The organism is Streptomyces alboniger (assembly GCF_008704395.1).
Classification (GTDB): domain Bacteria; phylum Actinomycetota; class Actinomycetes; order Streptomycetales; family Streptomycetaceae; genus Streptomyces; species Streptomyces alboniger.
In genome coordinates this window covers 2,867,160-2,891,573 of sequence record NZ_CP023695.1, presented here as the reverse complement: position 1 = coordinate 2,891,573, position 24,414 = coordinate 2,867,160, and the positions used below count along the sequence as shown (strand labels likewise).

24 protein-coding genes and 1 tRNA gene are annotated in these 24,414 nt (G+C 72.8%); 8 read left to right on the top strand and 17 right to left on the bottom strand.

Features of this window, described 5'->3' with window-relative positions; all coding sequences use genetic code 11:
- Nucleotides 1–30: 30 nt before the first annotated feature.
- From ehuD to ehuB, 3 genes are read right to left on the bottom strand one after another with little or no spacing between them, the layout of a single operon-like run.
- Entirely contained in the window at nucleotides 31–678 is a 648-nt protein-coding gene (gene ehuD, locus CP975_RS12660) for an ectoine/hydroxyectoine ABC transporter permease subunit EhuD (protein ID WP_055528049.1), read from the bottom strand.
- A complete protein-coding gene (ehuC, locus tag CP975_RS12655) occupies nucleotides 675–1,406 on the bottom strand; it encodes an ectoine/hydroxyectoine ABC transporter permease subunit EhuC (RefSeq protein WP_199782890.1) in 732 nt (243 codons plus the stop codon). Before ehuC ends, ehuD begins: the two co-directional genes overlap by 4 nt.
- Nucleotides 1,406–2,338, bottom strand: a complete 933-nt coding sequence (gene ehuB / locus CP975_RS12650) for an ectoine/hydroxyectoine ABC transporter substrate-binding protein EhuB (RefSeq protein WP_055528047.1) — start codon at nucleotides 2,336–2,338, stop codon at nucleotides 1,406–1,408. Before ehuB ends, ehuC begins: the two co-directional genes overlap by 1 nt.
- Before the next feature lie 109 nt (nucleotides 2,339–2,447).
- On the opposite strand from ehuB, the gene CP975_RS12645 reads away from it, so the two are divergent.
- A complete protein-coding gene (locus tag CP975_RS12645; RefSeq protein WP_030792048.1) occupies nucleotides 2,448–2,948 on the top strand; it encodes a DUF3830 family protein in 501 nt (166 codons plus the stop codon).
- Between the two features lie 2 nt (nucleotides 2,949–2,950).
- On the opposite strand, the gene CP975_RS12640 is transcribed toward CP975_RS12645, so the two are convergent.
- Both CP975_RS12640 and CP975_RS12635 read right to left on the bottom strand, forming a co-directional pair.
- Nucleotides 2,951–4,354, bottom strand: coding sequence for an amidase (locus tag CP975_RS12640; protein WP_055528046.1), 1,404 nt, complete (start codon nucleotides 4,352–4,354; stop codon nucleotides 2,951–2,953).
- A gap of 34 nt (nucleotides 4,355–4,388) precedes the next feature.
- Nucleotides 4,389–5,369, bottom strand: coding sequence for a D-2-hydroxyacid dehydrogenase (locus CP975_RS12635; protein WP_055528044.1), 981 nt, complete (start codon nucleotides 5,367–5,369; stop codon nucleotides 4,389–4,391).
- Nucleotides 5,370–5,613: 244 nt separating this feature from the next.
- Here CP975_RS12635 and CP975_RS12630 point away from each other — a divergent pair, with 244 nt between their 5' ends.
- Nucleotides 5,614–6,468 (top strand): maleate cis-trans isomerase family protein, encoded by an 855-nt coding sequence (locus CP975_RS12630; protein WP_055528043.1) that lies wholly within the window; start codon nucleotides 5,614–5,616, stop codon nucleotides 6,466–6,468.
- Entirely contained in the window at nucleotides 6,465–7,202 is a 738-nt protein-coding gene (locus CP975_RS12625; protein ID WP_055528041.1) for a maleate cis-trans isomerase family protein, read from the top strand. The genes CP975_RS12630 and CP975_RS12625 overlap by 4 nt, the downstream gene beginning before the upstream one ends.
- Here the strand turns inward: CP975_RS12625 and CP975_RS12620 are convergent.
- Nucleotides 7,192–7,383, bottom strand: a complete 192-nt coding sequence (locus CP975_RS12620; protein ID WP_055528055.1) for a hypothetical protein — start codon at nucleotides 7,381–7,383, stop codon at nucleotides 7,192–7,194. The genes CP975_RS12625 and CP975_RS12620 overlap by 11 nt on opposite strands.
- 65 nt (nucleotides 7,384–7,448) lie before the next feature.
- Nucleotides 7,449–7,697 (bottom strand): hypothetical protein, encoded by a 249-nt coding sequence (locus CP975_RS12615; protein ID WP_055528039.1) that lies wholly within the window; start codon nucleotides 7,695–7,697, stop codon nucleotides 7,449–7,451.
- Nucleotides 7,698–7,791: 94 nt separating this feature from the next.
- Here CP975_RS12615 and CP975_RS12610 point away from each other — a divergent pair, with 94 nt between their 5' ends.
- On the top strand, nucleotides 7,792–8,907 hold the full coding sequence (locus CP975_RS12610) for an LLM class flavin-dependent oxidoreductase (RefSeq protein WP_246201484.1): 1,116 nt from the start codon (nucleotides 7,792–7,794) through the stop codon (nucleotides 8,905–8,907).
- A gap of 250 nt (nucleotides 8,908–9,157) precedes the next feature.
- Here the strand turns inward: CP975_RS12610 and CP975_RS12605 are convergent, their stop codons facing one another.
- Nucleotides 9,158–10,975 carry a putative bifunctional diguanylate cyclase/phosphodiesterase gene (locus CP975_RS12605; protein WP_055536130.1) on the bottom strand — a complete coding sequence of 606 codons (1,818 nt, stop codon included), beginning with the start codon at nucleotides 10,973–10,975 and terminating at the stop codon, nucleotides 9,158–9,160.
- Between the two features lie 326 nt (nucleotides 10,976–11,301).
- Here CP975_RS12605 and CP975_RS12600 point away from each other — a divergent pair, with 326 nt between their 5' ends.
- Entirely contained in the window at nucleotides 11,302–12,636 is a 1,335-nt protein-coding gene (locus tag CP975_RS12600; protein WP_150476875.1) for a M6 family metalloprotease domain-containing protein, read from the top strand.
- A gap of 133 nt (nucleotides 12,637–12,769) precedes the next feature.
- Here the strand turns inward: CP975_RS12600 and CP975_RS12595 are convergent.
- From CP975_RS12595 to CP975_RS12565, 7 genes are all read right to left on the bottom strand, one after another.
- A tRNA-Lys gene (locus tag CP975_RS12595) sits at nucleotides 12,770–12,843 on the bottom strand.
- Entirely contained in the window at nucleotides 12,834–13,433 is a 600-nt protein-coding gene (locus tag CP975_RS12590; RefSeq protein ID WP_070321319.1) for a bifunctional DNA primase/polymerase, read from the bottom strand. The genes CP975_RS12595 and CP975_RS12590 overlap by 10 nt, the downstream gene beginning before the upstream one ends.
- A 171-nt stretch (nucleotides 13,434–13,604) precedes the next feature.
- Nucleotides 13,605–13,952: a hypothetical protein gene (locus tag CP975_RS12585; RefSeq protein WP_055536133.1), complete on the bottom strand. Its 348-nt coding sequence runs from the start codon at nucleotides 13,950–13,952 to the stop codon at nucleotides 13,605–13,607.
- 293 nt (nucleotides 13,953–14,245) lie between these two features.
- Nucleotides 14,246–15,607: an AAA domain-containing protein gene (locus CP975_RS12580; protein ID WP_055536134.1), complete on the bottom strand. Its 1,362-nt coding sequence runs from the start codon at nucleotides 15,605–15,607 to the stop codon at nucleotides 14,246–14,248.
- The gene (locus tag CP975_RS12575; RefSeq protein WP_150476874.1) at nucleotides 15,607–17,202 is read right to left on the bottom strand and encodes a hypothetical protein; all 1,596 of its coding nucleotides are present in this window, start codon (nucleotides 17,200–17,202) and stop codon (nucleotides 15,607–15,609) included. The genes CP975_RS12580 and CP975_RS12575 overlap by 1 nt, the downstream gene beginning before the upstream one ends.
- A gap of 199 nt (nucleotides 17,203–17,401) precedes the next feature.
- Nucleotides 17,402–18,601: a hypothetical protein gene (locus tag CP975_RS12570; protein ID WP_150477868.1), complete on the bottom strand. Its 1,200-nt coding sequence runs from the start codon at nucleotides 18,599–18,601 to the stop codon at nucleotides 17,402–17,404.
- Complete coding sequence (locus CP975_RS12565; RefSeq protein WP_055536234.1) at nucleotides 18,528–19,547, bottom strand: phosphatase PAP2 family protein; 1,020 nt, start codon at nucleotides 19,545–19,547, stop codon at nucleotides 18,528–18,530. Before CP975_RS12565 ends, CP975_RS12570 begins: the two co-directional genes overlap by 74 nt.
- Before the next feature lie 339 nt (nucleotides 19,548–19,886).
- Between CP975_RS12565 and CP975_RS12560 the strand changes: the two genes are divergently transcribed.
- Nucleotides 19,887–20,480, top strand: coding sequence for a histidine phosphatase family protein (locus CP975_RS12560; RefSeq protein WP_150476873.1), 594 nt, complete (start codon nucleotides 19,887–19,889; stop codon nucleotides 20,478–20,480).
- A 70-nt stretch (nucleotides 20,481–20,550) separates the two neighbouring features.
- Here CP975_RS12560 and CP975_RS12555 read toward each other — a convergent pair whose 3' ends face one another.
- Nucleotides 20,551–22,029 (bottom strand): NsdA family TPR-like regulatory protein, encoded by a 1,479-nt coding sequence (locus CP975_RS12555; RefSeq protein ID WP_150476872.1) that lies wholly within the window; start codon nucleotides 22,027–22,029, stop codon nucleotides 20,551–20,553.
- A 334-nt stretch (nucleotides 22,030–22,363) separates the two neighbouring features.
- Here CP975_RS12555 and CP975_RS12550 point away from each other — a divergent pair, with 334 nt between their 5' ends.
- Both CP975_RS12550 and CP975_RS12545 read left to right on the top strand, forming a co-directional pair.
- Nucleotides 22,364–22,876 (top strand): hypothetical protein, encoded by a 513-nt coding sequence (locus tag CP975_RS12550; protein ID WP_167532689.1) that lies wholly within the window; start codon nucleotides 22,364–22,366, stop codon nucleotides 22,874–22,876.
- 55 nt (nucleotides 22,877–22,931) lie between these two features.
- On the top strand, nucleotides 22,932–23,792 hold the full coding sequence (locus CP975_RS12545) for a spermidine synthase (RefSeq protein WP_055536465.1): 861 nt from the start codon (nucleotides 22,932–22,934) through the stop codon (nucleotides 23,790–23,792).
- Nucleotides 23,793–23,801: 9 nt separating this feature from the next.
- Here CP975_RS12545 and CP975_RS12540 read toward each other — a convergent pair whose 3' ends face one another.
- Nucleotides 23,802–24,353 carry a hypothetical protein gene (locus tag CP975_RS12540; protein ID WP_150476871.1) on the bottom strand — a complete coding sequence of 184 codons (552 nt, stop codon included), beginning with the start codon at nucleotides 24,351–24,353 and terminating at the stop codon, nucleotides 23,802–23,804.
- Nucleotides 24,354–24,414: the final 61 nt, after the last annotated feature.

The following is a 24,414-nucleotide window of genomic DNA, read 5'->3' as shown; positions in this document are numbered from 1 at the left end:
GGGTTGGGGATTTCCTGGGAAGTGCTGCTGTCAGCGGACAAGGCGACGCTCCAAAACTCGCAGAAGAAGGGAGGCCGGGTAGGCGATGACGATGAAGGCGACACCGACCACGCTGATCGCCTCGTAGGTGAAGGTCGCCTGGCTGTAGCCCTGGGCCTGGCCCAGCATGTCGAGGGCGCCGATAGCGGCCATCTGCGGCGACTCCTTGAGCATGACGATCACGTAGTTGCCGAGCGCGGGGATCACCCGGCGCACCGCCTGCGGCAGGATCACGGCCGTCCAGGTGCGGCGCTTGGAGAGGCTGAGCGCGGTCGCCGCCTCCCACTGGCCGGCGGGTACGCCGTCGATGCCGGCCCGGTAGACCTCCGAGGTGTACGTCGAGTAGTGCAGCCCGAGCCCGACGATGCCCGTGGTGAGCGGGGACATCGAGGGGCCCCACTCGGGCACCACGTAGAACAGGAAGAACAGCTGCACCAGGAGTGGGGTGTTCCGGATGAACTCGGTGAAGACGGTGACCGGCCAGCGGATCCACTTCTTCTCCGAGCGCTGGGCGATCGCCCAGACCAGACCGAGCGAGAAGGCGATGAGGGTGCCGAAGAACAGCGCCTTGAGGGTGAGTTCCACACCGTCCCAGAAGAGCGGCATGAAGTCGTCGACGTGCGACCAGTTCCAGTTCACTTGGCAGCCCCCGTACCCGCGACGGCGTCGATCGACGACTTGGCGCGCATCCCGCCGAACAGACCCGTCTGCGCGGGTGCCTGCCCGACCCGCTTCTTGGCGTGCCGCTCCAGGAGCCGCATGCCGCGGGTGAGGACGAACGCGAAGACGAAGTACAGGGCGAGCAGCAGCGTGTAGATCGGGGCGCTCTCGTTCTTGACGAGGCGCAGCAGGTCACCGGCGAAGGTCATGTCGCCCACCGCGATGAGGGAGACCAGCGACGTGCCCTTGAGCAGCTCGATGAGCAGGTTGTTGAACGGCGGGATCATCTCAGGCCAGGCCTGCGGCAGCTCGATGCGGCGCAGTCGCTGCGTCGGGGTGAAGTTCAGGGCGATGCCCGCCTCGCGCTGCGCGGGCGGCACCGCGGCGAGCGCGCCGCGCACGATCTCGGACGCGTACGCCCCGTAGGTGATGCCGAGCGCGAGCACGCCCGCGAACATCGGCTGGAAGCTGATGTTGAAGACCGGCGGCACGGTGAACGCGATCCAGAACATGAAGACCAGCGACGACGTGCTGCGGAAGATCTCGAAGTAGGCCCCGGCGAGGAACCGCACGATCCAGAGCCGGTTCGTGCGCAGCACGCCGATCGGGAAGGCGATCACGAAGGCGAGGGCCGCGCTGAGGAGGGTGACCTGGACGGTGATCCAGATGCCGGGCAGGAACCAGTTCCCGAAGAACTCCGACGACATCATGAGGAGACGCCCTTCGCAGGAGGGCACAGTTTCCGCACGGTCAGATCCGTCATCTCCGCCTCGGTGAATCCGAACGGCTTGACGATCCGCAGGAGTTCGCCGCTCCTCTTGAGCTTGTGCAGCTCCTTGTTGAAGGCGTCCCGCAGGTTCTTCTCGGACAGCCGGAAGGCGAAGCCGCCCGCGCCGTAGGCCGGTTTGCCGTCGACCTCGGGCTGGAAGGGCTCCGTCGCCTCGACCCGCGGGTTCTTCTTGATCACCGTGCGTACGGTGACGTTGGTGCCGGCGAAGGCGTCGACGCGGCCCTGGGCCACGGCGTCGAGCCCCGCCACCTGGTCGGGCAGGACGAGCACGTCCTTCACCCCCGCGGCCTTGGCGTAGTCGATCTCCGCGTAGGCGGTGCCGCTCGCCAGCTTCAGGCCCTTCTTGACGATGTCGTCGTAGCCCTTGATGCCGTGCGGGTTGCCCTTCCTCACGATGAAGGAGTCGAGCATGAGGTAGTCGGGGTCGGAGAAGAGGACCTGCTCGCACCGCGTCGGGTTGATGTACATGCCCGCCGACACGATGTCGAACTGACGTGCCTGTGTCAGGCCGGGGATCAGCGCGCCGAACTTCGTGGGCACCGCCTTGACCTCGGGCACGCCGAGGCGGGGGAAGATGACCTTGGCGATGGCCGGTGCCTCGCCGGTGACCTCGCCGTTCTCGTCGATGTATCCGAACGGGACCTCGCCCGCGACACCGATCCTGACCGTGCCGCTGTCGCGCAGGCGGTCCAGCAGGTCGCCCCCCTCGACCTTCCCCTCCTCCGGGACCCGGCTGCATGCCGAGACCCCGAACGCGCCGAAAGCCGCCCCGCCCGCTCCGGTGAGCAGGGCGCGGCGGCGAACCGCTCTGCCAGTGAATCCCTCGTTGTTCCCAAGTGGTGGAGCCATGGGCGCGCGGCTACCCGACTCGACGCGAGATATGCCGGTGAATTCCAGCCCCTGATGCGATCGTTGTGGTCTTGACCCGGGGAGGAGCACAGGGAGGAGCATGGGACGCATGGCAGACCGATTCATCGAAGTCTCCCTCGCCAAGCGGGGAGTTCAGTGCACGGCGAAGCTGCTCGACGACCGGGCCCCGGTGACCTGCGCGGCGGTGTGGGAGGCGCTTCCGCTCGGCTCGGACGTCTATCACGCGAAATACGCGCGCAATGAGATCTACGCCCTTTTCCCGGCTTTCGCGGACCGCGAGCCGCCCCTGGAGAATCCGACAGTCACCCCTATTCCGGGGGATCTCTGCTATTTCTCCTTTTCCGGTACGGAATTGGGGACACAGGCGTACGGCTACGAACCGGAGGCCGAGGTGCGGGCGGGCACCACCGTCGTCGACCTCGCCCTCTTCTACGAACGCAACAACCTGCTCCTCAACGGCGACGTCGGCTGGGTCCCCGGCATCGTCTGGGGCCAGATCGTAGAAGGCCTCGACCGCATGGCCGAGGCCTGCAACGACCTGTGGCGCGCGGGCGCCCAGGGCGAGACGCTGAACTTCCGGCGCGCCTAGCTTCAGACCCGGCCGGGCGGCGTGATGCCCCCGCCCCCGGCCTCGTACAACGCGTGCGCCGCGCGGAGCACCACCGTGTCGGCGTGGCGCGCGCCCACGATCTGCACCCCGATGGGCAGGCCGTCGCCATCCACCCCGCAGGGGACCGTCGCGGCGGGCTGCTGCGTGAGGTTGAAGGGATACGTGAACGGGGCCCACCCCGTCCACCGCCGGTGCCCCGAGCCCTTCGGGACCTCCGCGCCCGCCTCGAACGCGGTGATCGGCAGCGTCGGCGTGACCAGCAGGTCGTGCGTCTGGTGGAAGCGGCCCATGCGGCGCCCGAGATCCATGCGTACGTCGACCGCCGCGAGGTAGTCGAGGGCGCTGTACCGCGCCCCCTGCGCGCAGACCTCCCGCAGCCCGGGGTCGAGCAACTCCCGCTGGGCGTGCGACATGTGCTGCACGACGCGTGCCGCCCCGCTGAACCACAGGGTCTGGAAGGCCTCCACCGGCTCGGGGAAGTCGGGGTCGGCCTCCTCGACGTACGCCCCCTGCGCGGCGAGACACTCCACCGCGCGCCGCACGGCCGCCGCGACGGCCGGCCGCACCGCGACCTGGCCGCCCAGCGAGGGGGAGTAGGCGACGCGCAGCCCGCGTACCCCCTCGCCGAGACGCGCGCGGAAATCACCGGCCCCGGGAGCCAGCTGCGACCAGTCCCGGGCGTCGGGGCCCGTGATGACGTCCATCATCAGCGCCGCGTCCGCCGCGTCGCGCGTCATCGGCCCCACGTGGGCGAGCGTCCCGAACGGGCTCGCGGGATACAGCGGCACCCGGCCGTACGTCGGCTTCAGCCCGAAGATCCCGCAGAACGCCGCCGGGATCCGCACCGAGCCGCCGCCGTCCGTGCCCAGCGACAGCGGGCCCGCGCCGGCCGCCACGGCCACCGCGCTGCCTCCGCTGGAGCCGCCCGAGGTGCGCGAGGTGTCGTACGGATTGCGGGTGATGCCGCTCTGCGGGCTGTCCGTCACGGCCTTCCAGCCGAACTCCGGGGTCGTCGTGCGGCCGGTGAAGACCGCGCCGTGCTCCCGCAGCCGCGCCACCGACGGGGCGTCCTCGTCCCACGCCCCCTGCGGCCGGATGGTCCTCGATCCGCGCAGGGTCGGGCCGCCGCGCATCAGCAGCAGGTCCTTCACCGACACCGGCACACCGTCCACCAGGCCCCGCGGCTCGCCCCGCAGCCATCGCGCGGCGCTGGCCTCGGCCTGCTCCAGGGCGGTCTCGGGCTCGATCCGCACGAACGCGTTCACCGCGGGCTGTACCTCCTCGGCCCGCCGCAGCACGGCACGGACCGCGTCGACCGGACTGAATTCGCCCTTGCGGTAGCCCTCGACGAGTTGTACGGCGGTGAGATCCGTGAGCTCGGACATCCGGCCTCCTACTGGTGATCAGTGCCCGTCGTGATCAGGGCCCCGGGACATATCCGCGTTCCTTGTCGACCACGTTCCGCAGCGGCCGGCCGGCCTCCCACTCCCCGTACAACTCGACGAACTGGGCGCCCAGTTCATCGCGCCAGCCGACCGTGTCGCCGCTCATGTGCGGCGACACGAGCAGACCGGGCGCCGTCCACAGCGGGCTGTCGGCGGCCAGCGGCTCCCGCGCGAAGACATCGAGGGCCGCGCCCGCGATCCACCGCTTCGACAGGGCGGCCACCAGGTCGTCCTCGACGACGAGGGCCCCCCGCCCGATGTTGATGAAGTGCGCCGACGGCTGCATGACGCCGAAGCGCCGCGCGTCGAACATGCCGCGGGTGGCGTCGGTGAGCGGCGCCGCGCACACCACCCAGTCGGCGCGGGCCAGCAGCCGGTCGAGGTCGTCGCCGCCGTGCACGCCGGGCCGCTGTGCGCGGCCCACCAGGGCGGTGGTGATCCCGAGGGCCTTCAGGGTGCGCGCGACGGCCCGGCCGATCGGCCCCGATCCCACCACGCACGCGCGCGTGCCCGCGATCCGCCGGGTCTCGCGGTGGCGCCAGGAGCGCTCGCGCTGGAGTTCCAGGGTGCGCGGCAGGTCCTTGGCCAGGGCCAGGACGAGCGCGGCGACGTACTCCGCGATGGGCTGGTCGAAGACGCCGCGCGCGTTCGTCACCACGGTGTCGGAGGCGGCGAGTTCGGGACACATCAGATGGTCCACGCCCGCGCTCGCGGTGTGCACCCAGCGCGGCCGCGGGCCGCCGCCGGGCCAGACCCGGCGCACCGCGTCCGAGGTGAAGTCCCACACCAGCAGTACGTCCGCGAGCGGCAGCCGGCCGGCCAGCGACGCCTCGTCCGCGTGCAGGATCCGGGCGCGGCCGGTCAGTCCGCCGAGGCGGGGCGGTGGCGCCGGGGGCTCGGCGTCCAGGACGAGAACGGTTGTTCCAGGAGGTGGTCCGGGCGTCGATTCGGACATCGTGGGGAAACCGTTTCGCAATGAGGTTCCGCTTCCCTGAAGAGGTACGGCTCGGCCGTCTGAGATGTGCGGATTGACCACGCTCGCACCCGAACCTACCTTCGTCAACAGAGGCACAGCCGTACCGGCATTGCGACAACCGAGTGCTCCTCCCCCGTCCCGACGTCCCGGCGCGTCGCCGGCATCGCTCGTCCCCGGCCCCCGGCCGGTCCCTGCTCACCACGCATGAACTCGGGGCCTGCTCATGGACGTCTCCTTCCTCGGCGGACCGCACCCACAACGAGGTGTCGGTGTCGTCGCCCCTTTCGACTTCGCCCTCGACCGCGAACTGTGGCGCTGGGTCCCGGACGAGGTCTCCCTCCATCTGACCCGCACCCCGTACGTGCCGGTCGAGGTCAGCCTGGACCTGGCGCGCCTGGTCAGCGAGCACGAGACGCTCGCCGACGCGGTTCGCGCGCTGACCGTCGCCGAGCCCGAAGTCCTCGCGTACGCCTGTACGTCGGGCAGCTTCGTCGGCGGCACCGCGGGGGAGCGGGCGATGTGCGAGGCCATGACCCGCGAGGGCGCGGTCGCCTCGGTGACCACGTCGGGCGCGCTCCTGGAGGCCCTGGACGAGCTGGGCGCCCGGCACATCGCGCTCGTCACGCCCTACACCTGGTCGGTGACGCAGGCCCTGGAGGAGTACCTCGCCGAGGCGGGCGTCTCGGTCACCGCCCGCGCCTACCTCGGCCTGACCCGGCACATCTGGAAGGTCTCCTACCGGGACGTGGCCGACATGGCGCGCCGCGCGGTCCGGGACGGGGTGGACGCCCTCTTCATCAGCTGTACGAACCTCCCCACGTACGACGTGATCCCGCAACTGGAAGCGGAACTGCGCATGCCGGTGATCTCGGCGAACCAGGTGACGATGTGGTCGGCGCTGCGTCGGCTGGGTACGCGTGCGGTAGGGCCTTACCAGGCACTGATCGACCCGGGGGCGCGGCCGGGCGCGAGCCCGCTGAACCCGCCGCCCTCCCAGGGCCTGCCCGAAGGGCCCACCGCAGGACCACCGGCAGGACCACCGGCGGGACCAACCGCAGAAGGAGGAGGCTGGACGTGACGGCACTCGGATTTCTCTACCCGGGGCACTCGGCCGAGGACGACTACCCCCGCATGGAGCAGATGCTCGGCAGCGATGTCCGGCTCCAGGTCGTCCACACGGACATCGGCGAGGACGCGCACCGGGTCGACGCGCTCCTGGAGATGGGCTCGGCCGCGCGGCTCGCCGCCGGCGTCGAGGAGCTGCGGCTCTCCGGCGCGGAGGCGGTGGTCTGGGCCTGCACCAGCGGCAGCTTCGTCCGCGGCTGGGAGGGCGCGCACGACCAGGTCCGCGATCTCGCCCGGGCGGCGGGCCTGCCCGCCTCGTCGACCTCGTTCGCCTTCGCCCACGCCGTACGGGAGGTGGGCGCGGCCCGCGTCGCGATCGCGGCGACGTATCCGGACGATGTGGCCGGGCACTTCTCGGCGTTCCTGAAGTCGGCGGGCGTGGAGGTCGTGGCGGTGCGGGGGAGCGGCGTCATCACGGCAGCGGAGGTCGGCACCTGGGGCCGCGACGAGGTCCTCGCGCTGGCCCGCGACGGCGACCACCCGGACGCCCGGGCGGTGCTCCTGCCCGACACGGCCCTGCACACGGCGGCGTACGTACGCGACCTGGAGGCGGCCCTCGGCAAACCGGTCCTGACGGCCAACCAGGTCACCGTCTGGGAGGCCCTGCGGCTCGCCGAGCGCCGGGTGAACGCCCCTGAGCTGGGCTCCCTGTTCACGAAGGAACCACTGGTACAGGTCAGGGGCTGAGGATCAGCCTGACCACCGTTAACGTCTGGACCGACGCGGAGACGTAGTACAGGACGATGGCGCCCTCGACCGTCACCTCCCTGCGGTCCTGCTCGCCCCGCACGGGCGTCGAGCCGTGGCCGTACGGGTCCCGGCCGATGGTGCGGGCGAGGGCGGCGCGGAACGCCTCGGCGTCGCCCATCTTGGCGAGGGTGTCGTCGGCGGGCGGCGCGTAGGTGACGCGGTGGCTCCTGCGGTGGCGAGGGCTCACGACGTGCCCCGCCTCTCGGCCTCGTCGGAGGCCAGCCGGGCGAGCCGGGCCTCGGCGTCGGGATCGGGCACCGCCTCCAGCATCCAGTGGCGCATCACGGCGTGGATCTCGTCGACCCCGGCTTCGTTGATGGCCCGGTCGAACTCCGCGCGCCGCTCCTCGGGCAGGGCGGCGCGGATGTCCGGGAGGGTGTTGGGCACCTCGACCTCGACTCCGTCGACGAGGGTCTTCAGGGGATCAGCCATGGCGGCACGGTAGCGCGGGAATAAACGGAGTGAGCCTCCTGTTGGCGCTTGCGTACCCACGTGACGTACGTACGCAGTGCAGGAGGCACCCCCAGTGACAGTGGACCCGACCGGCGACGGCAACCGCGACGACGGCATCCGCGGCGAGCGGCAGGGCACCGCGCCCGTGCCCCTGTCCGTGCTCGACCTCGTCACGGTCGGCGCCGGGCGCACCGCCACCGACGCGCTGCGGACCAGCGTCGGGATCGCCAAGCTCACCGAGGCCCGCGGCTACCACCGCTACTGGGTGGCCGAGCACCACTCCATGCCGGGCGTCGCCTCGTCCTCTCCTGCCGTGATCCTCGCCCACCTCGCCGCCCACACCGGCCGCATCAGGCTCGGCTCGGGCGGCGTCATGCTGCCCAACCACGCGCCGCTCGTCATCGCCGAGCAGTTCGGCACCCTGGAGGCGATGGCCCCGGGCCGCGTCGACCTGGGCCTCGGCCGAGCGCCCGGCACGGACGGTGCCACCGCCGCCGCCCTGCGCCGCACCGACCGCCTGAACGAAGGCGCCGACGACTTCCCGCAGCAGCTCGCCGAACTCACCCGCTTCCTGGACGACGACTTCCCTGACGGCCACCCCTACCGGCGCATCCACGCCGTGCCCGGCCCCATCCAGGCGACCTCGCCCGGCGGCGTCCAGTCCCCGCACCGCCCGCCGCTGTGGCTGCTCGGCTCCTCGGGCTTCAGCGCCCGCCTCGCCGGGGTGCTCGGCCTGCCGTTCGCCTTCGCGCACCACTTCTCCGCGCAGAACACCATCCCGGCGCTCGACCTCTACCGTGAGTCGTTCAAGCCCTCCGCGGCCCTCGACGCCCCCTACGCCCTCATCGGCGTATCGGCGCTGGCGACCGACGACGAGAACGAGGCCCGCCGCCAGGTCAGGGCCGCGGCCCTGAACATGGTCCGCCTGCGCACGGGCCGCCCCGGCCTGGTCCCCACGCCGGAGGAGGCGGAGGCGTACGCCTTCAGCGAGATGGAGCGGGAGTTCGTCGACAACTGGAACTCCAACGTCATCCACGGCACCGCCGATCAGGTCCGCACGGGCCTGGACGACCTGGCCAAGCGGACGGGCGCGGACGAACTGATGATCACCGGCAACGCGCACAGTGGCGAGGTCCGCCTGCGCTCGTACGAACTCATCGCCGACGCGTATCACTTGCCGGGGGCATAAGCACCGCCGGTCGCGTCTGCGGGGTTCTGGCCTTCGGCCGGTGCGGGCCGTATGTGGCTGAGCGCGCAGTTCCCCGCGCCCCTTCGGGGCACGTTTGAGGTGGGCGGTGTGTGGAGCGCCCCGTAAGGGGCGCGGGGAACTGCGCGAGCAACCCAGTGAGACCCGCACGTGCGGGCGGTCGCGTCTGCGGGGTGCCGTTGACCGACCCGTGCGGCCCGCAGAGGGCTGAGTGCGCAGTTCCCCGCGCCCCCTAGGGCGCGCTCCGCAGCCGCGCGGAGATACGATCCGCCGGCACCGGCCGGGAGTAGAGCCACCCCTGCCCCGTATCGCAGCCGATCCGCCGAAGCCGCGCAGCCTGCGCCGCGGTCTCCACGCACTCCGCCGTCACCGTGATCCCCAGCCGGTGGGCGAGCCGGACCAAGGCCTCGACGATGACCGCGTCGGCGGGGTTGCTGTGCGCCTCCCCCTCCTCGTACTGGAAGCCCCGTACGAAGGACCCGTCCAGCTTCAGGACGGACACCGGGAGACGGCTCAGGTACGCCAGGTTCGAATACCCCGTCCCGAAGTCGTCGATGGCGATCCGTACGCCCATGTCGCTGAGCGCCTGGAGGGCCTGAAGCGGCCGGCCCGCCGAGCCCATGACCGCGGACTCGGTCAGCTCCAGCTGGAGCAGCCGCGCCGGGAGGCCGGTCTCGGCGAGGATCTCCGCCACGTCCGCCACCAGGTCGGAGTCCCACACCTGCCGCACCGCCACGTTCACGCTGACGAACACCGGCTCCCGCTCCGGATGCGCCAGCTGCCACCGCCGAGCCTGCCGGCAGGCGGTCCGCAGCACCCAGCGGCCGAGCTGCACGATCGACCCGTCCTCCTCGGCCAGTCCGATGAACCGATTCGGCGTCAGCAGCCCGAACTGCGGGTGCCGCCAGCGCACCAGCGCCTCTACGCCCCGCACCCGCTCGTCGTCGAGGCCGACCAACGGCTGGTATTCCAGGACGAATTCGTCGCGCTCCACGGCGGGCCGCAGCGAGCTGGAGAGCGTCTGACGGGTCATGCGGTGCGCGTTGCGCTCGGGGTCGAAGAGCGTCCAGCGGGCCTTGCCGTCCGTCTTCGCCCAGTACAGCGTGGTGTCGGCGGCCTGCATGAGCCCTGTCGTGGAGGTGCCCGCGGCGCGCCGCTCCACCACGCCGATGGAGGCGGAGACGGAGAGCCGCTGGCCGGCCAGGTCGAAGGGTTCCTGCAACGCCTTCAGGGCCGCGTCGGCGAGGTCCGTCAACTGCTCCGTCCCCGTCGAGTCCTCGACGAGCAGCGCGAACTCGTCGCCCCCGAGGCGCGCCACCAGCGGCGCCGTCACCGCGCCGTACCCGGCCTGGTCGGCGCAGCGCGTGAGCCGCTCCGCGACGGCGGCGAGCAGCCGGTCGCCGATCCGGTGGCCGAGGGTGTCGTTGACCGCCTTGAAGCCGTCGAGGTCCAGATAGCAGAGGCCGATCCGGCCGGTGCTCGTGTCGTCGTAGGCGCCCGCTTCGAGCGCTGAGGCGAGCCGCTCGAAGAAGAGGTTGCGGTTGGGCAGCCGGGTCACGGGGTCGTGCATCTGTACGTGGCGCAGCCGGGCCTGCAACTCGCGGCGCGCGCTGATGTCGGCGGCGGCGAGCAGCACGGTCCTGCCCTCGCCCCGCTCCGCGGACTCCGGCATCGGCGAGACCGTGACCTGCACCCACAGGGAGTGCCCGTCGGGGTGCTTCAGGCGCCGCGTGCAGCGCAGCTTGGCCTGCCGGCCGCGGAGCACCTCGCGGTACGCGTGCCAGGCGCGGGCGTCGGAGGCCAGGTCGACGAGGTCGGCGGCGACGCGGCCGCCGAGCGTCCCCGGGGCGGCGCCGAGGAGCGCGTCCAGGGCGTGGTTGGCGCTGACGACAAGACCCTCGCTGTCGACGACGGCGAGGGGGAGGGGGGCGTGGACGAAGGCGCCGTGGTAATCGGCCCGCTCCGGGGCGCGACGCTCCGTGACGACAGGACGGGCTCGGCCGGGTGTGGTGGCCGCCGTGGGGGTGGGCCCTTGGGACGTTCCGTTCACCGCTTGCTCCCGCAGTGCAGTTGTTCTCGAACAGGTCTCGTCGGGCGGCGGGCAGGTGGCGGGCGGCGGTGTGGGGCCGGGCCCGCGCAGGAAAGTGTGCCGATCATAGAGGTCCACCAGATGCCCTATCCAGCCATGGCGCGGGACGCGGGGTGGCCCACCACCGATGGCAGATCGTTTCTGCTCGGCAGTGAACTGGTTCCGTCACGGCCCGATCGCTTGTGACGTTCCGTGAGCGGTCGGGGTGTCGCCCCGCCGTACCCCTCTCACCCGGAAGGGCCAGACAAACAGGGCGAAATTATACAAATCAACACAAGGTGGGTGGGGTGTCCCGCATTCCGCACCCGGAGGTCGACGTGCCGCGTCAGCTCCCCCGTAGGGGACTCACCCGTGGAGGGAGGAACCCCAGGCCATGGAGGGATCCCGGGCCATGGGGGGATCCCAAGCCGTGGAGGGACCCCCGGTTGCGCAGCACCGCGGCGCTGCTCACCTCGCTGACCGCCCTGGCCGCCACCTCGCTCGTCGCGGCCCCCGCCGTCGCTGAGGGCGCCGCCGGCCCCTGCGCGCTGCGCCGCACCACCGCGCACCACTCGGAAGGACTCGACACCTGGAACCCCGCCTATCCCCGCCCGGTCAGGACCCTGAACGCGGTCATGGTCTTCCTGTCCTTCCCGGACTCCCCGCCGGCGACCACGCCCGAGGAACTGGCCGCCGACCACTTCCCCGCCACCAGTCAGTTCTTCGACCGGGCCTCCTACGGAAAGTTCGAGCTGCGACCGGACCCGCGGCGGGAGTGGGTCCAGATGCCGCGGGGGTCCAGGGAGTACGACATAAAGCGCGACTGGAACGCCCAGCGCCGCGCCGCCTATCTGCGCGACGCCCTGGCCGCCGCCGATCCGCACGTGGACTTCTCCCGGTACGACGTCGTCTACTTCGTCGCGGACCCGGACGCGCCCGGCGTCGACTCGGACGCCACGAAGGTCGTGAACTTCGACCGGCCGATGCGGGCCGACGGGACGGAGATCCGGCGCATCGTCACGGTCTTCGAGCGGCATCCGCCGGACCGCAACGTCCTGGCCCACGAGACGGGTCACGTCTTCGACCTGCCCGACCTCTACCACCGGCCGACCGACGGCAAGGGCGACTGGGACACCCATGTGGGGGACTGGGACCTCATGGGCAGCCAGTTCGGCCTCGCCCCCGACCTCTTCGGCTGGCACAAGTGGAAGCTGGGCTGGCTGGAGCCGCAGCAGGTGCGCTGTGTGGCGGCGGGCGCCGAGCGGCTGACCCTGGAGCCGCTGGGGTCGCCGGCCGTGCGGGGCGCCCTCGGCGGCACCAGGCTCGCGGTGGTCCGCACGGGCCGGGACACGGCGATCGCCCTGGAGGCGCGGGGCGCGGCGGGCAACGACCACGCGACCTGCACGGAGGGCGTACTCGTCTACGAGGTGCGGGGCGGGACGGCGTCGGGCGGCGGCCCCATCAAGGTCCTCGACGCCCACCCGGAGTCGGAGTCCTGCTGGGGCGACTCGGTGTACCCGCAGCTGGCGGACGCTCCGGTGCGGGTGGGGGAGACCTTCTCGGTGCCGGATGAGGACGTACGCGTGGAGGTGGAGGCGCGGACGGCGTCGGGGGCATGGACGGTGACGGTGGCGGTGGACTGAGACGGGCGTAGGACACAGGCGCGCCCTTCATACACACGCACCGCAGGTACACCATACGTGCACTACAGGTGCACCATATGGGGGTGCACATGCAAGAAGCCCCTCGCTCTCACGAGGGGCTTCTCACTGTCTGTGCGCCGCCAGGGACTCGAACCCCGGACCCGCTGATTAAGAGTCAGCTGCTCTAACCAACTGAGCTAGCGGCGCCTGCTGACGTCGTAGACCTTAGCACCCTGATCGCCGCCAGGAAAAATCGATATGCGGACCGCGGAGGAGGCCGCCGAGCGGGCCGCGCGGACGCAGGCCCAGAGCATCACCTCGGGGCCCGGCAGCCAGGGGTGGCGGGTGTCCGGGGCCACCAGCCAGCGCGATTCGAGGCGGGCGGCGGGCCCGTCGGCCGGGGCGTCGGGGGCGCCGCCGAGCGGCGGCACGGTGACCGCGTCCCCCGTGCCGTGGCAGAGGACGGAGGGGACCGCGGAGCCCCACTCCTCCCACTCCAGGAGCGAGGGCAGGCGCGGCGCGGTGCCGGGGGCGGCGAAGAGCAGCATGCGGCCGCGATGGGCGGCGACGGGGCCCGAGCCCGGCCCGTCCTCCCATAACCGGTCGAGCATCCGCCGCCCGAAGACCGCGGGAACGCTCACCACGTCGAAGGCGGAGCCGCAGGGGAGCACGGCGGGGGCGCTGGGCCGGGTGCGCCAGTGGGCGAGGGCGCTGCGCGGATACGTTTCGGCGGAGGCGAGCCAGGCGGCTCCCTCGGCGGTGACGGCACAGGTGTCGCGGACGCGGGAGATGCTCATGGCGGAAATATGTACCGGTAGTGAGCGTTCCCCTCCCGAGAGTTGCGGGAAGCCGGGACAGGGGTAGGGGACGTGGAGTACCTTGCCCCTCCTGGCATATGCCGAAAGATCACGTACCGGCAGTCGGACCGGCAGTCGGGTACACCGCGTCTCAGCGGTCGCCTAGGCGTCTCAGCGGGCGCCGCCCCCGCGCAGCAGGTCGCGGCCGAACTCGACCATCTTCTTCGCGTAGTCCTCGGTCCACTCCGCGCGCTCCGCGATGAGCGCGGGCGTCAGCCGGTCGAAGCGGCGGGGGTCGGCGAGCTGGGCGGCCGCGATCGCCTGGAACTCGATGGACCGGTCGGTCGCGGCACGGAACGCGTGTGTCAGTTCGGTCGCGCGGTCGAGCAGCTCACGGGGGTCCTCGATCGACTCCAGATCGAAGAAGTGCTCGGGGTCGGCCGCCGCCTCCGCGGGCTCGAAGAGCAGGGGCGCGGGACGCATGCGCTGTTCGGTCCGGGGCCGCTCGGGCTCCGCCATGGTGGGGTCCTCCTCATACGTGCGTGCGCGCCGCCTGCACGGCGTCCGACCGTCTTCCATTCTCCCTTGCCGCACAAGTGGGCCCTGATAAGACCCCGCCAGGGGCGCGGGTGGCGCCCCGTACCTCCTCCCAGGTGCTCCGTACGTGGGGGGGCGTCGTCCGCCGAGGGCTGGCGTCGAGCGGAAGGAGTGGAGGTACCCGCTTCGCCCTGGTTGGTCACCTGATCAGCGCATGACCCACAGCAATCCGAACGCGTGGGCGTGCACGTACGGCGGGTGGCCGCCACCGTGACTCAGGGACGCCAGACCACCCGGTGCTCGGACAGCCGCGCAAGCACCGAGTGGTTGGCCTCCCAGCCGTCAGGGAACTTCACCGTGACGCCCAGCTGGACCGGCTCCGTCGAGGGGTGGTCGTCGAGGAGGGCCTCGACGCCCGCGCGGCAGACCACGATGCAGGCGTGCCGGTGGCGGGAGGCCAGGACGCACAGGCGGCCCGTCTCCAGGTGGAAGGCCGTGGCGTCCGGGCGTCCTGACAGTGGGTGCAGGACGACCGTGACGTCGTACTCGCGGCCCTGGAGGCGGTTCGCGGTGTCGACCGTGACGTCCGCGACGCCGAGGTCGGCGAGGGCCGCGCGGACCGCTGCCGCCTGGTCGCGGTGGGCCGTGCCGACGGCGATGCGGTCGGCCGTGAGCGGGGCAGGGTCGGGGCCGCGCTCCGAGGTGGCCGCGCCGCCCCGGTCCAGTAGGCGCCGGACCACCTGGGCCAGCGCGCGGACCGCCTCGGGGTCCGTACGCGGTGTGTTCCGCGCGGGCAGCTCCAGCAGACCCCAGCCCGCCCGCGCCGCCTCGTCGATCACCTGGTCCGGCGCCGAACCGTCCGACGGCACCGCGAAGTTCAGCGCGCGGTCCCCATGGGCCGTGCCGCTGCGGAACGGCGTGTACGGGTAGAAGGCCCCCGAGACGAGCGGCGCCGCCGACGCGGGCAGCCGCCACGACACCGGCAGGCGGTGCTGCGGCAGCTCGGGGTTGTGGGCGAGCAGCGTCGTGACGGCGGAGGCCGACGGGTCGTACGAAAGCCCCGCCCACTGCTCCGCGCCGACGATCGAGAACGGGTCGAGCTGCCCCGGGTCCCCCACGAACAGCGCCCGCTCGAAGAGCCCCGCCACGGCGAGCAGCGCGTCCGAACGCATTTGGTACGCCTCGTCGACGATCGCGTGCCCCCACGGCGCGTCGAGCTGGTCCACCTTCACGTGCGCCCACTTCGCGGCCGTCGAGATGACGACGTCCAGGCCGGCGAGGTCGCCCGCCTTGGTCGACTTGCGCACGTTCGGCAGGTCGTCGAGCGCCTTGTCGTACGGGTCGGGGTCGCTGCTGTGCAGACGGCCCACCGGAAGCTCCGGGTCCTTCTCGGCGAGCCGCAGGACCAGGTCGTCCACCTGCGCGTTCGTCTGCGCGATCACCATCAGCGGGCGGCCGGCCGCGGCCAGTTCACGCGCCGCGCGGACCACCAGCGTCGACTTTCCCGCGCCCGGCGGGGAGTCGACGACGACGCCGCGGTGCGTGCCGTGCAGCGTGTCGTGGAGGATCGCGTCCGTGGCGCGCGCGGCCTCGGCGCCGGGGTCGAAGGTGCCGCCCGCGGGCGGGGCGAGCTGCATCACAGGGCGTCCTCCGCGGTCACGGGGTCAGGGGACTCCGCGGCGTCCGACGGCGGCCCGCCGTGCGTCCACGGGGTGGCCTCGGGGTCGGGCAGCTTGGGGCCGCCGCGCTGCTCGTGCTCGAAGAGCGTCCAGCAGATCCGCTCACCCTTCTCGGGAACGGACCCGGGCTCGGGCTCCTTGCCGCGGCCCATCTTGTCGGTGAGACGCAGTACGACCGTCTCCTCGCCGCCCACGCTCTCGTACGCCACGAACTCGGCCGTCTGCGGCTTGCCCTGGAGCGAGCGGTACACCTTCGTGCGCTCGCCGAGGTGGGGGCGGTCCTCCGTGCGGACGCTGACCAGGGGGCGCGGCCTCGGCGTCCTGGCCTCGCTGTACGCCATCACGACCTCCGTCACCTCGCCCGCGAAGGCCTCGCCCGCGAGGCGGCGGCCCGCCATCACCAGCGGGTCGTCCAGGGCTTCTTGGGCGTCGAGGCGGGCCTGCTCGCGCTCCCGCGTGGCCAACTTGTTCGCCGCGGTGATCGCGTCGTCGACGCGGGGCTGCGGGGGTTCGCCCGCCGTCACGCGGTCGCGGTGCCCGGTGAACGACCAGCGGTCGCGGGTCCACCGGTCCGCGTCGTGCGCGGCGACGGGCAGGGTGCACAGGGCGTCGAGGCCGCGCCACACGGCGTCCCAGGTGGGGCGGGTCCTGCTCTCGACCAGGGCGTGGATCTCCCGCTCGGCGGCCGTGAGCGCCGCCAGCCGCTCGTCCGCCTCGATGCCGTCCTCGGCGGCGGCCAGGGCGGTGCGGGCGCGGTCGTAGCGCTCGATGGCCGGGGCGAGCAGGTCGTTGTCGAACGCCGGGTCCGTGGCCGGGCCCGCGGGCGGGCACAGCAGCTGGCCGTCCTTGTCGCGCGCCAGTTCGGCGCGGAGCGCGGCCGCGGAGCCCGAGGCGCCCTCCGGGGCCTCGATCCAGGCGAGCAGGGCGCCCAGGTGCTGGTCCTCCAGGCTGGACTGGCCGGTGGCCCAGTGCCGCGACAGCAGCTCGGTCATGGCCACCAGCAGCGATGAGCCGGGGACGCGGGCGCGCTCCCCGAAGTGCGTCAGCCAGCGGCCGAGGAGCGGCACGCGGGGAGGCGCGGGGTAGGGCGTGTCGGGGTCCTGCTCGGCGGTGCGGCGAAAGCGCATGGAGCGGCCGAGGAGCCGTACGTACTCGATGCCGGCGCGGCTCGGGACGATCAACTGCGGGGCGTCCGCGCAGAGTTCGACCTCCACCTTGACGCGCTTTCCGGTCTCCGGGTCGGTCTCGCTGCGCTCGGCGGCCTCGACGTCGTCCGCGTACGACTCGATGTACGGCAGGACGATCTCGGCGAGCTGCGCGAGGAACGCGAAGCGGAGGTCGCGGTCGCGGGGCTGGGGCACGACGAGGAGACGGGGCGAGGTGCGCTCCGTCCCCACGAGGGCGCCGAGGGGGGCGCCCGCCTCGCCGGCGGTGGTGAGCGGGACGAGGACGAGGGGGCGGTCGGAGATGTGCCGGTGCCGGGTCGTCGCTCTCGGCTGGGCGCGGTCCGCGGTGACCGCTTCCAGTCGGGCGAGGCTGTCGATCAGCGACACGGGTGCTCTCCTTCCAGTGGGCCGCGGGGCCCCGGGGCGTCCCCTGCGCGGGGGGCGCGGGGCCCTCCGGCCGCCTTCGCGCGCGGGGCGCCATCTCCTGCCCCGCCGCTGCGCGGTGGGGCTTCTCGGCACGGGGCGGTCGCCGATGGGTAGAAGGGCGGGTGGGTGGGGAAGTGACGTGCGCCTGTCGTCAGGGGGCTCAGCAAGACGCACCCCCCAAGGCGCCCCCGCCAGTCAACGCGCTCCCGCCGGCCAACGCCTCCGCCCGCAACCCCGCCGCCCTCCGCAGCGCCGCCACCGCCGGATCCCCCGGGTCCTCCCGGCCCCCCGCCCCCTCGGAACCCACCCCGGCCGCCGCCAAGACGGCGCTGACCGTGGTGAGACCCCCCAGCTCGCCGCGGATCGCGCGGCCCAGGGACGTCACCTCGCCCTCCTCGCGGGCGCGCGCACGGCAGTGGAAGGCCAGCTCGCAGGCGGACAGGCACTCGGGGGCGTAGGTCGCGGGGACCGCCTCCACGGCCGCCGTCAGTTCGGCGGCGGGGCGGCGGACGTCGAAGGTGACGCCCTCGGGAAGCTCCGCCGCGATGTCCTCGACGCGGGTGAGGCGGGCCAGCTGGCGCCGGGTCACCGACAGCTGCTTGCGGACGTCGATCGCCGACGCCGTGGGGAGGTTCGAGAAGTCCTTGGGGCAGACCAGCAGGACGTGGTGCCGGACCGGCGGGGCCGGGTCGAGGCGCTCCGCCACCCGCTCCAGCGCCAGTGCGTACACCGCGGCCTGGCGCGCCGCCGCCCCCACCTTCGCCGCGTCCGCCGAACCGTCGATCATCGGGAAGGACTTGATCTCGACGACCGTCCAGCCGCCGTCGGGATGGACGACCACCGCGTCCGGCTCCAGGAAGGCGAGCGTCCCCGCGACGTCGAGCGCCAGCATGGGATGGTCGAGGAGCGTCCAGCCCCCGGACTCCGTCGCCTCACGCAGCGCGAGCGCCGTGCGGGCCGCCCGCCCCTCGGGGCCCGCCGCCGCCAGCTCGGGCACGGCGGATTCGCCGGGGGCGGGCTCGGGCCCGCCGCCCAGGCGCCCGTGCGTCAGCCGCAGCAGCTCCGCGCCGCCGTCGGCCTTGACCCGGGCCTCGAACGCGTTCCCCCGCATGAAGGCGAACTGGGACTGCCCGAAACCGGAGGGCGAGCCGAGCGACCGGGCGAGCGCCGTCTTGTCCACGCCCGCCCCGTCCAGCAACGCCCGCCGTCTGCACCCGGGGTTGGCCGCGAGCGCGGCGAGCGCCCGGGCGTCCAGCGGCTGTGCGGGGACGTCGGCGCCGCGCAGCTCAGCGAGCCGGTGCCGCAGCGCTGTCCGCCGCCTCGGCGGGGCCGGCGCTCGGCTCGGCGCTTGGGCCGGCACTGTGCTTGCGCTGTCGGGGAAGTCGCTCACCCGTCGAAGTCTGGCACCCGCCACTGACAATTGAGGAGTCTGTGGCGGAGGAGGCCCCGGAAACGGAAGACTCTGTGGCGGACGAGGCACCGGAAACGGAAGACTCAGCGGCCGACGAGCCCCCGGAACCCCCTGCGAATCGCGCCCGCAGCCGTGCCATGACCGGCTCCGCGAGCCGCCGCACAGGCCGTACGAGCAGCAGCCCGATGCCCATCACGACGCCGCCCGCGACCGCGTCGAAGAAGTAGTGGTTGGCGGTGCCCATCACCACGAGCGTGGTGATGAGCGGATAGCCGACCGCGGCGACCCGCATCAACGGCGAGCGCCCGTGCCGCCACAGCATCACCCCGCACCACAGCGCCCACCCCACGTGCAGGCTGGGCATGGCCGCGTACTGGTTGGTCATGCCGCCGAGCCCGCGCGGCGCGCTCGCCTCGGCGCCCCACCAGCCGTAGCCGCTGTACTGGGCCATGGTGTCGACGAAGCCGTGGCCCGCGCTGAGCAGTCGCGGCGGGCAGGTCGGCATGAGCGTGAAGCCGACCAGGCCGATCATGGTGGAGATCATCAGCCACGCGCGTGCGGCGCGGTAGTGCACCGCGCGGCTGCGGAAGAGCCAGATCAGGACGGCGGGCGTGACGAGGTAGTGCAGCGAGGCGTACCAGAAGTCGGCGGGGACGCCGATCCAGGCGTGGGCGGTGAAGAGACGGTTCAGCGGGCTCTCCGCGTCGAGCCGCAGGAACTGCTCGGCCCTGAGGATGCCGATGCCGTTGTCGACGGCGCCGGCGACGTCCCCCCGGGCGAGCAGCCGCCCCGCCGAGTAGGCGGCGTACACCAGCACGATCAAGGGCAGCTCCGTCCACCACCGGAGCGGGTGTTCGGGTATGCGCCCGGTGCCTGGCACGTCGGTCTTCGGCATCCGGTTCGTTCCCCCATCGTGTCTGTTCACTCGGCTGACTCGGCGTCGGCCGCCGCATCACTTTACGGCGTACGCGAAGGTCGCCGAGGCGTCCCCCGCTGGTAGGGGACGCTCAGATCGGCCGTCGGGTTGCCAGGCCGTGTGAGTGTCCGATCAAGGGTGGGTGATGATGGAGTGACGGACGCTTCGTATCCGTACAAGGCGGCAAAAAGGCCGTAAAAGCACAGCAAGTACTCGACAATCGCACAGCAATAACGCAGCACCAGAGCAGCAAAAAGCAGCATCAGAGCAGCGAAAAGCAGCAACCGCGAGAAGCGACAACGTGGAGAGGTCACGCCCATGGCACCCCGCATCCTGCTGGCCCGGCACGGACAGACGGAATGGTCACTGTCCGGGAAGCACACCGGCAGGACGGACATCCCGCTCCTCGACGAGGGCCGCCGCGGCGCGAAGCTCCTGGGCGAGCGGCTGCACCGCGCGCCCTACGACGGCCTGCCGGACGTCGAGGTGCGCACGAGCCCGCTCTCCCGCGCGCGGGAGACCTGCGAGATCGCCGGCTTCGGAGAGCGCGCCGAGCCGTGGGACATGCTCATGGAGTTCGACTACGGCGACTACGACGGCATGACCCCGGACGACATCCGGGCGGTCCGCCCCGGCTGGATGATCTGGCGGGACGGCGTCCCGGGGGGCGAGACGCTCGCGGAGGTCTCCGCGCGCGCGGACGAGGTGGTGGAGTGGGCCAGGAGCGCCGACCGCGATGTCCTGGTCTTCGCGCACGGCCACATCCTGCGCGTCCTCGGCGCGCGCTGGCTCGGCCAGGGCATCGACTTCGCGGCCCGCATCCGCCTCAACCCGACGTCCCTCTCGGTCCTGGGCTGGGCCTACGGAGAGCCCGCCATCGAATCGTGGAACGAGACGGGCCACCTGGCCTAGCGGTCCAGGCCCATGCATACGTACGTCCACACCGCTATGTACGTACGTCCACAGCGCTACGTACGTACGTCTACACCGCCCGTGGCAGCGAGGCGTGGCGCTCCAGGAAGCCCCCCACCCCCGGGGCCCTGCGGTGCGGCAGCAGCACCCGCGCCGTCGTGGCGAGCATGGCCTGGATGCGGGAGGACTGCACCTCGTCGAGGAGCGCGAGGACCCGCAGGCCCGCCGTCGCCGCCTCGTCGGGGCGGCCCGCGCGGGCCAGGTCGTCGGCCAGCTCGGCGGTGTAGAGCGCGATGTTCCGGGTGAACTGGGGGGTCTGCGAGGACGCCGTGGCCGCCGCGCGCCGCGCGTGCCGGGCCGCCCGCGCCCAGTCGCCGAGCGCCGACCAGCACTGCGCCTCAAGGCCCTCCAGCTCGGCCCGGCCGTAGAAGCTCATCCACTCCGGGTCGGCGTCCGAGCCCCCGCGGTCGAAGAGGGCGTGCGCGCGGGTCAGCGACTGCTCGCACCCCGCCCGGTCGCCGAGCCCCGCCCAGCCCCCGGCCTCCCGCAGCGCGAGCAGCGAGAGCAGTCGCTGCGAGCCGTGGTGGCGGGCCGCCCGGGTGGCCGCCTGCGCCGCCCGCACCGCCTCCCGGGGCCGGCCCGCGTCCCGCGCGAGGAAGGCGGTGTTGCAGAAGGCGTGCGCCTCCAGGGCCGGGTCCCCGGCGACCCGCGCCGTGGCGAGGGCCTCGGCGTAGTGCGAACGGGCGTCGTCGAAGCGGCCCGAGTCGTGCGCCAGCCAGCCGACCGAGATGGCCAGTTCACCGGCGCCCGAGTGCAGCCGGTCCGAGGTGGACTGCCGGGTCGTGCCCGCGTCGAGCAGGGCGTAGGCGGTGCGCAGCGGGGCGGCCGCGCGGCGGTAGAGGCCGTCGGCGCCGTGCCGGTCGTCGAGCAGCCTGATCTTGCGCACGGCCTCCTCGACCGCGTCCACCTCGGCCTCGCCGATCCTGCGGCCGTGCCGGGTGGTGGCCTCGGCGGGGCCGCCCAGGGCGAGCCCGATGGGGCCGAGGGACGCGACGGCCACGGTGGCGGTCGAGCCGGTCATGAATGCGCGACGTTGCACGTCGCTCTCCTCGTGAGTCTGGATCGCGTACGGATCGCAGGCGCGGGGGTCGGACCCGGACGGATGGGACTCGTACAACTGGATCGTGGTGTGCGGCTTGTTCGTAGTGCTGGGCTGACGGGTTCCCCGGGGGCGGATCACGGTGGGGGAGGGCGGTGCTTCGGAGTCCGTGCGCGCCGCCCTCCCCCGGACCTGCGCGCGGGGCGCGAACCCCAGGTCGGCCAGCGTCCGGCCGGGGAACATGTGCAGGAACACCCGCTCGTAGGCGTAGTTGGGGCAGCGGATCTCCCCCGCCTCCACGCGTCCCACGTACCGCGCGTCGCAGCTGACCCGCTCGCCGATCTCGCGAGCGGCCCGCCGGACCGCGGCGGCGAACTCACCGGGCGAGCGGTGCCCGCGCAGCTGCCGGAAGGCGAGGTTCGGTCGTGGGGACCGAGTGGACGATGCCATCGGTGAGGACGGTGAGGACGCCATGGCCGGACCCTCTCGTGCGGAGCGTGCCGGAGCGTGCACACGCTGGCGCACTGGACGCCGCGCCCGCGCACGGGACCTCGCGGGGCTGCCCCCTGTTCCGGCGGAGCACGAACGTACCCGCTGTGACGGGGTCGACACACGGGGTTTGGCTACAAACCGGATATCTCACCCACGATCCGCCATGAACTGCCATCCTTTGCGGCGGCGTGCCGCAGTGCCTGTTGACGCCGGATCGCGTTGAACCATGCGGAGTGGGAGACCGGAAAAGCTCCCGCACTCGCGAGGAGAGGTCCCCTTGTTGGAGATCGGCATGCAGAACAGCGACTCCCGTACGAACAGCGACGCCCGTGCGAACGGCGACGCGCCCCCGGCCTCACTGACCACGGCACGGCACCGGCCCACCCAGGACGGCAGCACTCCGCCACGCGCCACGGCACCCTGCGACGACGAGTGCTGCGACCTCGTCACCGTCCCCGCCAGACAGGGCCTGGAAGCCGTCGACATCCTGCGCCGCGGCGCGGGCGACACCATCGGCCCCGTGCTGCACGACGGGAGCTGCGACACCCTCGGCTTCCTCGTGCCGCCCGGCACCGCCGACGCCTGGGACCTCCCGGGCAGCGCCTGTACCCAGACCTTCGGGCGCGGCCCGCGCCGGTCCGCGGAGCCGGACCCGGGGCCCGCCGTCCCCGAGCCGCCGGTCGCGGGCACCGGGTGGCTGCTGCCGCCGGACGGCGAGAGCGGCCCCGTCACGGACCCCGCCGTCCTGCGGGCCGCGCTCGGCCAGGCCGCGCGCACCATCGAGGCCGCGGACAACTGCCGCTGAGCGGTCCCCGCACCGCCGCCGGGCCGTGTCGTCCGCGTACGCCGATAATGGTCCGATGGCAAGGAACAGGCGATCCCGGGACGGGTCCGAGGCCGTCGTCGAGAAGGTGGACGGCGGGCTCGCCGAGCTGATACCGGACCGGGACAGGCCGCGCGCGTGGACGCTGCTCGTGGACGGCGCCCCGCAGTCCCACGTGGACCTCGACGACCCCGCGTACCTCGACTTCGAGTACCAGCGCAGGCTCGGCCACATCGCCGACCTCGTCGCGCCCGCCGGCAAGCCGATACGCGCCGTGCACCTCGGCGGCGGCGCCTTCACCCTCGCCCGCTACATAGCGGCGACCCGCCCGCGCTCCACCCAGCAGATAGTCGAGCGCGACACCGCGCTCATCCAACTCGTCCGCCGCGAGCTGCCGTTGGACCCGCAGGCCCGGATACGGGTGCGCGGCGCCGACGCCCGCGAAGGGCTCGCGAAGATCGCCGACGGATGGGCGGACCTCGTGATCGCCGACGTCTTCAGCGGCGCGCGCACCCCCGCGCACCTCACCAGCACGGAGTTCCTCACCGACGTGGCCAGGGTCCTCGCACCCGGTGGTTACTACGCCGCCAACCTCGCCGACGGGCCGCCGCTCGCACATCTGCGCGGACAGCTCGCCACCGCCGCCGTGCTCTTCCCCGAACTCGCGCTCGTCGCCGACCCCGCCGTACTGCGCGGCAAGCGGTTCGGTAACGCCGTGCTCCTCGCCGGTGGCCAGGCGCTGCCCGTCGCGGAGCTGACCCGGCGCAGCGCGAGCGACCCGCACCCGGGCCGGGTCGAACACGGGCGGGGGCTGAGGGACTTCAGCGGGGGAGCGGCCGCGGTCACGGACGCCGCCGCGGTCGCCTCGCCGGCGCCGCCGCCCTCGGTGTTCCGCTGACGGCGCGCGTCAGTACGTGTTGATCTCGACCCGGGGCGCGGTGTCGTGCCAGGTGCAGAAGACGGACAACTTGTCCGCGCCCGCCGTGAACTCCACCCGGATCCACGTGTCCTGCTTCCACGTCTGCACCGACCAGCCTGCCGCCGGTGTCGCCGAGACCAGCGTCGCGGACTCCGTGCCGAGATCGAGGACGACCCGGCCGCCCCGGGTGCCGTAGCTCTTCACCGTGCCCGTGCCCGTGCCGGAACGCGCGGGTGGGGCGGCGTCCGGGGACCTGATGCGGGACTTGGACGGTTCGGGGGACTTCGGCGGGTGGGGGGTCTTCGTGGATCCACGGGGCTTCGGCGGCTTCTCGGCCGGCGGCGACTCGGGGCGGCGCGTCGAGGAGGCCAGCGGCTCCGCGCGGTCGGCGCTGCCGTCGTCGTCGGCCGTGAGCGGCAGGGCGCGCGGCGGGTCGTAGGCGGTGCCCGCCATCACCGTGTGGACGCCCCACCACGACAGCGTGACCGCCGCGCCCGTGGCGAGCGACCATGCGACGGCGTGTACGAGTCCTCTGTGCATCGCGGGCCATACTGCACCACGCGGCGACGCCGTGTCCCGTAGGGCATTCGCTCTCGCGTTC